Annotated in this window: 11 protein-coding genes and 1 pseudogene; all 12 read left to right on the top strand. The window is 30.7% G+C overall.

Features of this window, described 5'->3' with window-relative positions; translation table 11 throughout:
• Window positions 1-78 precede the first annotated feature (78 nt).
• The 12 genes and pseudogenes from OW730_RS11270 (at window position 79) to lepB (ending at window position 13,696) form a co-directional block, all read left to right on the top strand.
• Window positions 79-327 (top strand): hypothetical protein, encoded by a 249-nt coding sequence (locus OW730_RS11270; protein ID WP_271229120.1) that lies wholly within the window; start codon window positions 79-81, stop codon window positions 325-327.
• A 59-nt stretch (window positions 328-386) separates the two neighbouring features.
• Entirely contained in the window at window positions 387-1,271 is an 885-nt protein-coding gene (rapZ, locus tag OW730_RS11275; RefSeq protein ID WP_271229121.1) for an RNase adapter RapZ, read from the top strand.
• 23 nt (window positions 1,272-1,294) lie between these two features.
• Window positions 1,295-2,230 (top strand): annotated as a pseudogene (locus OW730_RS11280) (gluconeogenesis factor YvcK family protein); the annotation flags it as partial.
• A gap of 46 nt (window positions 2,231-2,276) precedes the next feature.
• Window positions 2,277-3,221 carry a DNA-binding protein WhiA gene (gene whiA / locus OW730_RS11285; RefSeq protein WP_271229122.1) on the top strand — a complete coding sequence of 315 codons (945 nt, stop codon included), beginning with the start codon at window positions 2,277-2,279 and terminating at the stop codon, window positions 3,219-3,221.
• Between the two features lie 178 nt (window positions 3,222-3,399).
• Window positions 3,400-3,705, top strand: coding sequence for a hypothetical protein (locus OW730_RS11290; protein ID WP_271229123.1), 306 nt, complete (start codon window positions 3,400-3,402; stop codon window positions 3,703-3,705).
• 210 nt (window positions 3,706-3,915) lie between these two features.
• Complete coding sequence (locus OW730_RS11295; protein ID WP_271229552.1) at window positions 3,916-7,455, top strand: DNA polymerase III subunit alpha; 3,540 nt, start codon at window positions 3,916-3,918, stop codon at window positions 7,453-7,455.
• Window positions 7,456-7,579: 124 nt separating this feature from the next.
• A complete protein-coding gene (gene pfkA, locus OW730_RS11300) occupies window positions 7,580-8,539 on the top strand; it encodes a 6-phosphofructokinase (RefSeq protein WP_271229124.1) in 960 nt (319 codons plus the stop codon).
• Between the two features lie 87 nt (window positions 8,540-8,626).
• Complete coding sequence (gene pyk, locus OW730_RS11305) at window positions 8,627-10,372, top strand: pyruvate kinase (RefSeq protein ID WP_271229125.1); 1,746 nt, start codon at window positions 8,627-8,629, stop codon at window positions 10,370-10,372.
• A gap of 367 nt (window positions 10,373-10,739) precedes the next feature.
• Complete coding sequence (locus OW730_RS11310; RefSeq protein WP_271229126.1) at window positions 10,740-11,096, top strand: DUF1540 domain-containing protein; 357 nt, start codon at window positions 10,740-10,742, stop codon at window positions 11,094-11,096.
• Window positions 11,097-11,305: 209 nt separating this feature from the next.
• Window positions 11,306-12,688 (top strand): 23S rRNA (uracil(1939)-C(5))-methyltransferase RlmD, encoded by a 1,383-nt coding sequence (gene rlmD, locus OW730_RS11315; protein WP_271229127.1) that lies wholly within the window; start codon window positions 11,306-11,308, stop codon window positions 12,686-12,688.
• Window positions 12,689-12,937 (top strand): SemiSWEET transporter, encoded by a 249-nt coding sequence (locus OW730_RS11320; protein ID WP_271229128.1) that lies wholly within the window; start codon window positions 12,689-12,691, stop codon window positions 12,935-12,937.
• Between the two features lie 207 nt (window positions 12,938-13,144).
• Window positions 13,145-13,696 carry a signal peptidase I gene (gene lepB, locus OW730_RS11325; protein WP_271229129.1) on the top strand — a complete coding sequence of 184 codons (552 nt, stop codon included), beginning with the start codon at window positions 13,145-13,147 and terminating at the stop codon, window positions 13,694-13,696.
• Window positions 13,697-13,931: the final 235 nt, after the last annotated feature.

Below are 13,931 nucleotides of genomic sequence, written 5' to 3' on the forward strand. Positions count from 1 at the left end.
GAATTGAAAACTGAAAATTGAAAATTGAAAACTGAAAACGAAGGAGGGTTCTGACTTAGGTCAGAACCTTTGATTATATTGTTCTTTAGAACAAATGGTATAAACGTACCTTTATTTTATAAAACAAAGGATAATAAGTATTATACTCAATATGATTTTGATGATGGTACATACTTAATTTGGTGTGAAGAAAAGCTTCCTTATGAATCAATGGATAAGGTTAATAAAGAGAATATAAGTTTAAGTTCAGAGTTTTATAGTATGATGGGGAGCCTTGTTGGAAGAATGCATTCAGTTTCTAAGAATAATAAAATAAGTTACCCTTGAATTCTCCATGTAGTTTAATAAAAGTAACTGTGGTATAATTATTAGTTGAGGTGATTATAATGAAATTTGTTGTAGTAACAGGGCTTTCAGGAGCAGGTAAATCACAGGCTATGAGATGTTTTGAAGATTTAGGATATTTTTGTGTTGACAATTTACCACCAACGTTAATGTGTAAATTTGCTGACGCTTGTTATAAATCACAAGGTAAAATAAATAAGATTGCTTTAGTGATAGATATAAGAGGAGGAGATTTCTTCCATAAGACTTTCGAGAGTCTTGCTGAGTTAAAGAAAGAAGGATATAAATATGATATCCTGTATTTAGAAGCTGACGATAAGACACTTATTAAAAGATATAAGGAAACACGTAGAAAACATCCTCTTTCACCTGAGGGAAGAGTAGTGGACGGAATAACTGAAGAAAGAGAACACCTTAAAGAACTTAGAGAGAATGCTAACTATATTATAAATACATCAAAGTTATCAATTTGGCAATTAAGAGATAAGATTTCAGAGTTATTTGGTGAAGAAGGTCAAGTGGAGAGGGAGATATCTGTTACAGCACTTTCATTTGGATTTAAATACGGTATTCCAGTAGATTCAGACCTTGTATTTGACGTTAGATTTTTACCAAATCCATATTACATTCCAGATCTTAAAGGATTCTCAGGGGAAGAGAAACCTGTTAAAGATTATGTTTTTTCTTTTGATGAAACTGTGGATTTTGTTGAGAAGTTAACAGATATGTTAGACTTCTTGATCCCAAAATATAAAAAAGAAGGTAAGAGACAACTTATTATATCTATAGGATGTACAGGTGGAAGACATAGATCAGTTGCAATATCTAATAAAGTTTATGAAATTTTAAATCATAAAGGATATAAAGTTAATGTTCAGCATAGAGATATAGTTGAAGATGTTAATAGAGGAGTATCCAAATTATGATACAAGTATCTAAGAGTTGTAAAAAGATTACAGTTATAGGTGGTGGAACGGGATTATCTACATTACTCAGAGGTCTTAAGAGATATACTGATGATATAACTGCAATAGTAACTGTAGGAGATGATGGTGGCGGTTCAGGAATACTTAGAAAAGATTTAGGGATTCTTCCACCAGGGGATATTAGAAACTGTATACTAGCTTTAGCGGATACAGAACCATTAATGGAAAAGCTCTTGCAATTTAGATTTACTGAAGGAAATCTAAAAGGACAGAACTTTGGAAATCTTTTTTTAGCGGCTATGACTGGTATATCTAATAATAACTTTATGGAAGCAATAAAAAGAATGAGTGATGTTTTAGCAGTTAAGGGAATGGTTTTGCCTGTTACTTTAGATAATATGAGATTATTTGCTGAACTAGAAAATGGAGAGATAATTAAGGGAGAATCAAAAATTCCTAAGAAAGTGATAGAACATAAAAGTAGAATTAAAAGGTTAAGTATTGAACCTAAGGGAGCCAGAGCACCTATTGAAGCAATTGAAGCTATTGAAAAATCAGATGTTATTGTAATTGGACCTGGGAGTTTATATACAAGTATCATACCAAATCTTTTGGTGCAAGATATTAGAGAAGCTCTTCTTAGAACAAAGGGACGAAAAGTATATATTTCAAATGTTATGACTCAAGAGGGGGAAACAGATAATTTTAAAGTATCTGACCATGTAAGAGCTATTATTAAACACTCTTCACCTAAAATAATTGATAAAATAATTGCTAATACAGGAGAAATAGATAAGCTTCATATAGAAAAATACGAAATGGAAAATTCAGAGAAGGTTGAACTGGATATAGAAAATCTTAATGGATATAATGTAATTAAAGAGAATATTGTAAACTTTTCTAAAAGATATGTCAGACATGATTCAGATAAACTTGCAGAAATAATCATTAATCAAGTATAGATTAAGTGAGACAATATTAGTATAAAGGATAGGGAGAAGTAAGATGTCATTTTCAGCTAAAGTAAAAAGAGAAGCATGTAGAAAAGGAATAAATAGCAAAAACGAGGCTGTTGCGCTTCTTTCAGGAATTATGAAAGTCAATGGAACAATAAGTTTAGCTGGCGCTAAAGGAATGGCTTTTAGGTCAACTACAGAGAATCCAGCAATAGCGAGATTAATATTTAAAATTTTAAAAGAACATTTTAATATACACACTAGATTGCTTGTTAAGAGAAGTAATTCTCTTAAAAAGAATAATATTTATATGGTTATGATTACAGAAGATATGGGAGTTAGAGGTTTTTTAAGAGAAATTGGAATATTGAGTAGTGGGGAACATATTGCATTAGATTATGGTATACCTGAAGAAATAATAAAAGATGAAAATGCTAAGAGGATATTTCTAAGAGGGGCATTATTAGGCGGAGGAAGTATAAGTAATCCTGAAAAGGCTTATCATTTAGAATTTGTTACTCATAATGAAGAGTATGCACATGAACTAATGAAACTAATAAATTCTTATGGGTTAAACTCAAAAGTTATTAAGAGAAAAAGTAGTCATGTTGTATATTTGAAAGAGGGAGAACAGATCATTGATGTGTTGAATATTGTAGGTGCACATTCAAATCTATTATTTTTTGAAAATGTTAGAATTATGAAAAGCATGAGAAATAACGTTAATAGATTAGTTAATTGTGAAACTGCTAATTTAAGTAAAACAGTTAATGCTGCTGTAAGACAAATTGAGAGTATAAAACTTATTCAGAGAGAAATTGGTTTACAAAGACTACCTAAGAACCTTAGAGAAGTTGCTGAACTTAGAATTCAATATCCTGATATTTCTCTTAAGGAATTAGGTGAACTTATTGATCCGCCAGTGGGGAAATCGGGTGTTAATCACAGATTGAGGAAAATTGAAAAGATTGCTGGAGAATTAAAAGATAAATAGAATATTGAACTATTTAAGGATAATGTATTTCAGCTTTTTTAATTTAAATATGGCCAGCAATGCTGGTCTTTTTATGTTAAAAAAATAACTTATATTCTTAACATGAATTATATTGAATATTATAATTGAGAGTGATATTATATTCATATTATATTTTATTTTTTGGGGGAAAGAAATTATGGCAGGATTTTTTTTGGCGTCAGAAGAATGGAAGAAGACAAGAGAAAAAGGGAAATATAGCTATATCTTTTTTAAAACAATAATAGTTGATTATATTATTGGATTACCTTTTTTTATTTTAGCTGCGCCATTATTAAGAAGTAATTTTTCAATGATTTATCTCAAAGAGTATTTAAAATCTAGTAATCTTATTAGAGATATAGTTTTATATTGTTTAGCTATATTTGTCATAAGAATTGCTTTTAGATTTTTTACTTGGAATTATTATGAATGCAAGTATAAACTTTGGAAAGAAAAAAAATAATATCCCATTAATATTTATGCAGAGTGAACAAGAAAAATTGTGTATTTTGACGAAAAGGTTAAAGAATACTTTTCTTTTAAAGAAGAAAAGTATTTTTTTGATTAAAAAAATTCTATAAGTGTAGTATAATAAACTAATGTATGAAATTGTTAAGTTATTTTCATGAGAAATGTCATGAAAAATGCTATTCTGTGTAGAAGGGAGTAGGATATCATTAACAGTGTAAGGGAATTTAAGAGAGAAGATTTAGGAAAGTTTGCACATCTACATGTACATACTGGGTACAGTCTTTTAGACGGTTCAGGAAAAATAAAGGATATCATATCTAGAGCAAAAGAATTAGGTATGGGAAGCATAGCAATAACAGATCACGGAAATATGTTTGGATGCGTAGAATTCTATAAAGAAGCATTGAAGCAAGGTGTAAAACCAATTATTGGGTGTGAAGTTTATGTTGTACCTAAATCCATGCATATCAAGAGAAGTGACTCAGAAAATGAAACACATCACTTAATATTATTGGTCAAAAATGAAATTGGTTATAAAAATTTAATGAAGATTGTAACAACTGCTTCTGTAGAGGGTTTTTATTATAAGCCAAGGATAGATAGAAATTTCTTAAAGGAACATAGTGAAGGATTAATTGCTGCCAGTGCTTGTTTAGGTGGAGAGATACCTAAGCAAATTATGTATGGAAATCTTGAAAAGGCAAGGGAAATTGCAAAGGATTACAAGGCAGTTTTTAAAGATGATTATTATATTGAATTACAAAATCATGGTATGAAAGAAGAAATTGAAGTAAATACAGAGTTAATCAATATAGCACAAGAGTTACAAATTCCGTTGATATGTTCAAATGATGTTCACTATATAAAAAGAGAAGATTCGGTAGCCCATGACACACTTTTATGCATTCAAACAGGAAAAACTGTAGATGATGAAAACAGAATGAGATTCCCTAATGATGAATTCTATTTAAAGTCTCCTGAGGAGATGAAAAATCTTTTCAGTGATGTACCTGAAGCTATAGAAAACACAATAAAGATAGCTGAGAAATGTAATTTTGATTATGAGTTTCACGTATCTAAACTTCCTAAATATCCTATTCCAGAAGGAGAAACAGCAGATGGATATTTAAAAAAGCTATGTTATGAAGGATTAAAAGAAAGATATGCTGATATAAATACAGAGTTAACTGAAAGGTTAGAATATGAACTTGGTATAATCAATCAGATGGGATATGATGATTATTTCCTTATAGTTTGGGATTTTATAAAATACGCAAATGATACAGGGATAATGACAGGCCCAGGAAGAGGAAGTGCTGCAGGTTCTTTAGTAGCGTATACTCTAGGGATAACTAAAATTGACCCTATTAAATATAATTTAATTTTTGAAAGATTCTTGAACCCTGAAAGAATATCTATGCCTGATATTGATTCAGACTTCTGTTATGAGAGAAGACAAGAAGTTATTGATTATGTTGTAGATAAATATGGAGAAAAGAATGTATCACAAATTGTTACATTTGGAACTATGGCTGCTAGGGCATGTATTAGAGATGTAGGAAGAGCATTAAATTATTCATATAATGAAGTGGATAGAATAGCAAAAATGATACCTAGTGTGCTTAATATAACGATAGATAAAGCTCTTGAGATGAATTTCGAACTATCTGAATTATACAATTCAGATAGTAGAGTAAAAGAACTTATAGATATATCAAAAACTCTTGAAGGATTACCAAGACATACATCTACACATGCAGCAGGGGTAGTAATTGCTTCAAAAGAGTTAGTTAATTATGTTCCATTATTAAAAACAGATGAGTCAATTGTTGCACAGTTTGATATGAATACCTTAGAAGAACTTGGTTTGTTAAAAATGGACTTCTTAGGATTAAGGAATCTTACTGTTATTAGGGATGCAGTTGATATTATACATGACAATTACAATGTGAAAATAGATATAGATAGTATAGATTACGGTGATAAAAATGTGTATAAAATGCTTGGAGAGGGCAAGACAGCTGGTGTGTTTCAGTTAGAATCTAGTGGTATGACAAGTTTTATGAAGGATCTTAAACCAGATTCATTAGAGGATATTATAGCTGGAATTAGTTTATATAGACCAGGGCCTATGGCTTCGATTCCAAAATACTTAAAATATAAGAAGAATACAGATTTAATAGAATATGAGACACCAGAGTTAGAAAGCATATTAGATGTAACCTATGGATGTATGGTTTATCAAGAGCAGGTTATGCAGATAGTAAGAGATCTTGCAGGGTATTCCATGGGAAGAAGTGACCTTGTTAGAAGAGCCATGTCTAAAAAGAAACATAAGGTCATGGAAGAAGAGAGAAAGAATTTTGTATATGGCGCTAAAGATGAGAATGGAGAAGTAATTGTTCCAGGTTGTATTGCTAAGGGTATTTCAAAAGACGCTGCTAATAGTATATATGACGCAATGATGGATTTCGCATCTTACGCATTTAATAAATCTCATGCGGCTGCTTATGCTATTGTAGCCTATCAAACAGCTTACTTGATGTGCTATTACCCTACTGAATTTATTGCAGCTATGCTTAACTCAGTAATGGGAAGTTCTGAAAAAGTTGCATTCTATATTAGATTTGCAGAAAAAAGAGGAATTCAACTCTTAGCGCCTGACATTAATGAAAGTGAATATAAATTTACTTCAAAGGATAAAAAAATAAGATTTGGATTAGGTGCATTAAAAAATGTTGGTGAGAATGCCATAATGGATATTGTATATAGTAGAAAAGATAAAGGAAACTTCAAGGATTTCATGGATTTTTGCAATAAGGTTAGATTTAACCACCTGAATAAAAGAGCAGTTGAGAGTTTGATTAAAGGTGGAGCATTTGATACATTAGAATGCAAAAGATCCCAACTTATGGCTGTATATGAGAGAGTAATTGATGGTATACAAAATGATAAAAAGAGAAATATTGAAGGGCAAATTAGTCTTTTTGAAATAAGCAGTACAAAAGTACAAACAGAAGCTTTTAATTCATTGAAGTTACCTGATATTCAAGAATTCAGAAAGAAGCATTTGTTGGCTATGGAGAAAGAAGTAACAGGGTTGTATATAAGTGGTCATCCTCTAGAAGAATATGAGGGATCTATAAATAATATGACATCAAAAAGAATTTCAGATATTGTTGCAGAACATGAGATTATGGATGAAGATACAAATGAAATTATGATCAGATATGATGTGAATGAAAATGAAAGAGTAATTATTGGTGGCATAATTTCAGAGGTTTCTAAAAAAGTAACTAAAAGAAATGATCTTATGGCATTTATAAAAATTCAAGATGTCTATGATGAGATTGAAGGAATTATATTTCCAAAAACACTTAGAGAATATGAAGAGAAAATATATGAAGATAACATAGTGATTATAAAAGGTCGTATTAATATCCGAGAGGAAGAAAAACCTAAATTAATTTGCGAAAATATAAGAGTTATTGAAAAATCTTCAGATGAAAATATATATATTCAAGTTTTTAACAAAGCAGATATGAAACATGCTTTAAATAATATTGAACTTTCATTGGATGGATACAAGGGAGAAACACCAGTTAAGATTTATGTAAAAGGCGATAAAGCTTATTTAACTGACAATAAATATTGGGTTGATGGTAGCATTGAATCACTTTCTAAATTACGGGAGATTTTTGGGAGTGAGAATGTAAAAGTTGTATCAAATCATGCTTCTTAATATTGAATTTAAAGGAATGTTTAGTACTAAATAAAAGTAATGAATATTTCAAAGTTGGTTAAAATAAGTTTAATAAAATATATTAAAATTAGATATTTAAAAGAAAACTTAGGGGGTATTCCAGATGAAATGCATAGGAGTATTAACAAGTGGTGGAGATGCACCAGGAATGAATCCTGCTGTAAGAGCAGTTGTTAGAACTGCCTTATCAAAGGGTATTAAAGTAATGGGTATTAACAGAGGATACTTTGGTCTTATTAATGGAGATATTGAAGAATTAACAAGAACAAGTGTATCTGACATTATCCATAAGGGAGGTACAATCCTTAAAACAGCAAGATGCCTAGAATTTAAACAAGAAGAAGTAAGAAAGAAAGCAGTAAATATTTTGAAAGTTTTTGGAATTGATGGATTAGTAGTAATTGGAGGAGATGGTTCTTTCCAAGGAGCAAAGCTATTATCAGATCTAGGAGTGGCAACAGTAGGACTTCCAGGAACTATAGATAATGACTTAGCTTATACTGACTATACTATTGGATTCTACACTGCAGTAAATACAGTACTTGATGCAATAAATAAAATTAGAGATACTTCTTCTTCACATGAAAGAGTAAGTATTATTGAAGTAATGGGAAGACATTGTGGAGATATAGCTCTTTATGCAGGTATCGCAGGTGGAGCAGAACAGATAATTGTTCCTGAGAAGGATTATGATTTAGGAGAAATTTGCAAATCTATAATTGAAGGTAGAAATAGTGGAAAGACTCATCATATGATTATATTAGCAGAGGGTGTTGGCGGTGCCAATGAATTGGCTAAGGAAATCGAAAATCTAACTGGAATTTCGTCAAGAGCAACAATACTTGGACATATACAACGTGGAGGTAGCCCAGTAACATTTGATAGAATTTTAGGAGCAAGAATGGGTGCACATGCTATTGATACCCTAATGGAAGGTAGAAGTGCTAGAGTTGTAGGTATTAAGAATAATAAAATATTTGATATGGATATAACTGAAGCGCTACAAGATGTTGAATCTGATTTTGATGATGATTTATATGAATTAGCTAAAATTTTATGCTAATCTTTTATAAAATTGTAATAGCATATTTGAGTTATTAGTGTGTTATTACAGCTCTAAAGATAAATAAAGATATTATGGGAGGAAGAAATGAAAAGAACTAAGATTGTATGTACCATTGGACCAGCTTCAAACAACAAAGAAACACTAACAGAAATGATGAAGGCAGGAATGAATGTTTCAAGACATAACTTCTCACACGGAAGTCATGAAGAGCATACTGGAAACATGAATTTAGTTAAAGAAGTAAGAGAAAGCTTAGGGAAGCATGTAGCAATACTTTTAGATACAAAAGGGCCAGAAATTAGAACAGGTGAATTTGCTAAAGAGGTTGAATTAATTGAAGGTAGCAAATTTGTAATTTACTGTGGTGAAGAAGTAATTGGTGATGAGACAAAGTGTAACGTTACATATGAAGAGCTTTACAAAGATGTTAAAGAAGGAGACAAAATCTTAATAGATGATGGTCTTGTTGGGTTAACAGTTGAAAGCATTGAAGATAATAAGATTCACTGTGTAGTATTAAACAATGGATTAGTAAGTACTAAGAAAGGTGTTAACGTACCAGGAGTTGCTATTAATCTTCCAGCATTAACTGAAAAAGATATTGCTGACCTTAAGTTTGGTATTACTATGGGAATTGACTACGTAGCGGCTTCATTCGTAAGAAAAGCTTCTGACGTTGTAGCAATAAGAAAAGTATTAACTGAAAATGGTGGAGATCACATCCAAATCATTTCAAAAATTGAGAATAGAGAAGGTGTAGATAATATCGATAAGATTATCAAGCTTTCTGATGGTATAATGGTTGCTAGAGGAGACTTAGGTGTTGAGATTCCAACTGAAGAAGTGCCATTAGCTCAAAAAATGATGATTAAAAAGTGTAATGAAGCTGGAAAGCCAGTTATTACAGCAACTCAAATGCTTGATTCTATGATTAGAAATCCAAGACCAACTAGAGCAGAAGCATCAGACGTAGCTAATGCTATCTTTGATGGAACTGATGCAATAATGTTATCAGGTGAAACTGCAAAAGGTAGATATGCTGTAGAAGCTGTTAAAACAATGGCTAATATTGCAATAACTGCTGAAAATTCAGTTAAAGAAGATGCTTTAGATGAAAGAAGTCATAGCAAGATTGCAAGTATTCCAGATGCAATAAGTATAGCAGTATGTACAAGTGCCGCGGCATTAAAGGCAAAAGCAGTAATCACTGCAACACAAAGCGGTCAAACTGCAAACAATGTTTCTAAGTACAGACCAAATTGTACAATCCTAGCAGTTACTCCTTATGATGACGTAGCTAGAAGATTGGCTCTAAGATGGGGTATTTATCCAATAGTTGCTGAAAAGAAAGATTCAACAGATGAAATGATTGACTCTTCAGTAGAAATAGCTGTAGAAAAAGGACACCTTACTAAAGGAGATCTTGTTGTTATTGCTGCAGGTATTCCAATGAACTATGCTGGAAGCACTAATATGATGAAAGTACACATTGTTGGTGATGTATTAGTTACAGGAAAAGGTATAGTAAAGAAGAGTGGATACGGATCAGTTAAAATAGTTAAAAATGTAGATGAAGCACAAGATGTAATCTTTGAAGGTGACGTTCTTGTATGTAAGACTTTAGATAACTCATATCTATCAGTTTTAGATAAAGTAAGCGCTATAGTAGTTGAAGATGATCAAGTAAGCTCAAGTGTTGTAATTGAGTGTACTGCAAAAGAGATTCCAATTATTGCAAATGCTTGTGAAGCAGCAAAAATTCTAAAGCAAGGATCTTTCGTAACTGTTGAAGGTGAAAGAGGAATTGTAATCTCAGGTAAAGCTGAGTAATATATATAAAAACACACCTTAGGGTGTGTTTTTTAATGTATAATGTACAATTGATAGTGTATAATGAATGACATTTCTCTATGAGAAATTTTAATTTTATTGTTCCTTGGACAAAAAGAGTTTACTCGTTTCATAATTGATGAAACATTGTATTTGAAATACAATATTTTATCTAAAAGATAAAATGCGTAAAAACATATTGTTCTAAAAAGAAAGAGATATAGTTTCTGAGCAATCAGAAACATCCATCATTATACATTATACATTATCAATTATACATTAGTTTTTTTAGAGCTTTGCATAAAAAAGCCATAGATAGATAATCCTAAATACAAAGAATAAAATTATCAATAGGAGGAATTTATCTATGACTAGATTAAGTTGTAATGCTGCAAACTGCGTTAACAATGCATCAGGTTTGTGTGGAGCTAGAAATATTAATGTTGCTGGTGCTATGGCTCATACAAGTGTAAGTACTCAATGCAGCACTTTTGAAGAAAAAGGATTAAGAAGTTCATTATCCAATATTACAAATATGAATGTCCCAGGTCAAATTAAACAATTATTTAATAGTGATAGTATTGAGATGTCACCAAATATAAGATGTGAGGCACAGAATTGTAAATATAATGAGAATATGCTTTGTAATGCTAGTGATGTACATGTAAGTGGTCCGGGAGCTCTATCAAGCAGTAGGACTTGTTGTGATACTTTTGTAGAATGAATTTAACACTATTAAAAAAATAAATTTGTATATAAGAGAGCCTATTTAATAGGCTTTTTTATTTTTTTTGATTATGAAATGAATTATAAAAATATTATTATTATTTTTTAATAATATTTTAAAGTTTTGATGGAATATAGGGCAAATAATTGGTATACTAAGGATTAGGGCTACTAGAGATAAAAACAAACCAGAAAGGTGATTAATAGATGGAAAAAAGTTTACCTGTAATAAAAAATCAAGTTATAGATGTAAGAATAGAGTCAATGGGGTATCATGGTGAAGGAATTGCAAAGATTGATGGTTTCCCTATTTTCATTGAAGAGGCTATTGATGGAGAACTTGTAAAAGTAAAGATTATTAAAGTAAAGTCTAAATATGCTTATGGTAAGATAATGGAGATTATTGAACCTTCTAATGAAAGAAGAGAGCCTAAGTGTAATTTGTATAACAGATGTGGAGGATGTAATTTGCAACATCTTTCATATGAAGGACAACTTCAATTCAAGACTAACAGAGTACTTGATTGTATAACTAGAATTGGAAATGTTAAGGGTGTTATTATGCATCCTACATTAGGTATGGAAGATCCATATTCTTATAGAAATAAAGTTCAACTTCCAGTTGGTATAAATAAGACAAATTCAAATAATGGTGTGAGCATAGGTTTTTTTGCTGCAAGAAGTCATGAAATAATCAATATGAATGTATGTTATATTCAAGATGAAGTAGCTGATAAGATAATTAAATATGCTAGAAGATGGATGTTTAAATATAATATAAAACCTTATGATGAAGAAAAGAATGAGGGGCTTATAAGACATATTATGGTGAGAAAAGGTTTTGTAACAGGAGAAGTAATGGTTGTCCTTGTAACAAATGGTATTGAAATACCAGATATAAAGCCATTTATTGATGTCTTAAAGAAGAATGTAGAAGGGGTAACAAGTATAGTTCAAAACATAAATACAAAAAGAACTAATGTTATCTTAGGAGATAAATGTAAAACTCTTTGGGGTAAAGGGCATATAAGAGATTATATTGGAAAATTTGAATTTAATATATCTCCATTATCTTTTTATCAAGTTAATCCTGTTCAAACAGAAGTACTTTACAATAAAGCACTTGAATATGCAGAATTAACTGGAGAAGAAACTGTATTTGATGCTTATTGTGGTACAGGAACTATTTCATTATTCCTTTCTCAGAAAGCTAAAAAGGTTTATGGTGTTGAAATAGTGCCAGAAGCAATAAAAGATGCTAAGAAAAATGCTGAACAGAATAATGTTAAAAATGCAGAATTTATAGTAGGAGAAGCTGAAAAGATTATTCCTAACATGATAAACGAGGGTATTAAGGCAGATGTTGTAGTTGTAGATCCACCTAGAAAAGGATGCGATGTAGCTCTAATCAATGCACTAGGTGAAATGAGACCTAAGAGAATCGTTTACGTATCTTGTGACCCTGCAACATTAGCAAGAGATCTTAAGTTTTTGGAAGAAAAGGGATATGAAACTGTAGAAGTTCAGCCGGTGGATATGTTCCCACAGACAGCTCATATTGAATCAGTTGTTAAGTTGGAGCTAAAATAAATGATGGAATATATCGGGCTTTTAGCAGCTATGTTAACAACAGTTTCTTTTTTACCTCAAGCAGTAAAGGTTATTAAAGAAAAGAACACATCAGGTATATCTTTAGGAATGTATAGTATGTTTACAATAGGTGTATTTTTGTGGTTATTATATGGAATCAGTAGAAATGATTTTCCAGTAATAATTGCAAATGCAATAACTTTTGTATTTGCAGGTACAATATTATCAATGAAAATTAAATATAAATAGTTAACTCATCTTCTCTAATAATTTTAGAGAAGATGAGTTTTATTCATTATAAATTAAGTAATTACCTGAGAGTTTATTAATTTAATAGCATTACTAGAGTGATAAATAAGATAAATATTGACATATATATAGAAAGGGGTTTACTATGTTAATAGTTGAAAGTAAAAAGTGTATGGACATATTATTATATGATTATGAGGTGAGAATTTGGGTAAAGACAGAAAGAGTTTTATAAAGTATATTTTGTTTGAATGGGGAGTACCAATTGTAGGGGCATATATTGTTTTTTTGCTGCTCAATAGATTTGTTTTTTTTAATATTATAGTTCCAACAAGTTCTATGGAACCGACAATAATGCCGAATGATAGGATAATGGTAACAAGGATATATAATAAGGACAATATTAAAAGAGGGGATATTATAGTTTTTCAATCTGATGAATTAGAAGAAAAATTGATTAAAAGAGTTATAGGATTGCCGAGTGATGAAGTAAGGATAACTGAAAATGGAGAAGTTTATATTAATGGAGAAGTTATTCAAGAAGAATATGTAAAGAATCAAATTAGAGCTAAGGAAATATATCCAGGACTAAGAGTAGGCGTATACAAAGTTCCTGATGATTCATTTTTATTTTTAGGGGATAATAGAAGAAATTCAAAGGATTCAAGATATTGGGAAGATCCATACATAGGAAAAGATAAAATTTTAGGAAAAGCAAGGGTGATTATATTTCCGTTTAAGAGAATACAAACCTTTTAAAAATTAAGGGAAATGTATAATGTATAATGGAGAATGTATAATGAAGGATGGTTCTGACAGTAGTCAGAACCTATATTTTATTGGTGAAGAAACAATAGTAGTTTACTCGTTTCATTTTAGATAAAACATTATATTTAAGATGCAATATTTTATCTACTGATAAAATGAGTAAAAACTTCTTATTCTAAAGAAAAATATAATGTAGTTTCTGATCCTGGTCAGAAACATCCATCAT

Source organism: Oceanirhabdus sp. W0125-5, assembly GCF_027938815.1.
Lineage (GTDB): Bacteria > Bacillota > Clostridia > Clostridiales > Clostridiaceae > Oceanirhabdus.

What these genes read in the sequence shown, in the direction of transcription:
- rapZ (WP_271229121.1), top strand. Translation starts at nt 387, where the DNA reads ATGAAATTTGTTGTAGTAACAGGGCTTTCAGGAGCAGGTAAATCACAG.
- whiA (WP_271229122.1), top strand. Translation starts at nt 2,277, where the DNA reads ATGTCATTTTCAGCTAAAGTAAAAAGAGAAGCATGTAGAAAAGGAATA.
- OW730_RS11290 (WP_271229123.1), top strand. Translation starts at nt 3,400, where the DNA reads ATGGCAGGATTTTTTTTGGCGTCAGAAGAATGGAAGAAGACAAGAGAA.
- pfkA (WP_271229124.1), top strand. Translation starts at nt 7,580, where the DNA reads ATGAAATGCATAGGAGTATTAACAAGTGGTGGAGATGCACCAGGAATG.
- pyk (WP_271229125.1), top strand. Translation starts at nt 8,627, where the DNA reads ATGAAAAGAACTAAGATTGTATGTACCATTGGACCAGCTTCAAACAAC.
- OW730_RS11310 (WP_271229126.1), top strand. Translation starts at nt 10,740, where the DNA reads ATGACTAGATTAAGTTGTAATGCTGCAAACTGCGTTAACAATGCATCA.
- rlmD (WP_271229127.1), top strand. Translation starts at nt 11,306, where the DNA reads ATGGAAAAAAGTTTACCTGTAATAAAAAATCAAGTTATAGATGTAAGA.
- OW730_RS11320 (WP_271229128.1), top strand. Translation starts at nt 12,689, where the DNA reads ATGATGGAATATATCGGGCTTTTAGCAGCTATGTTAACAACAGTTTCT.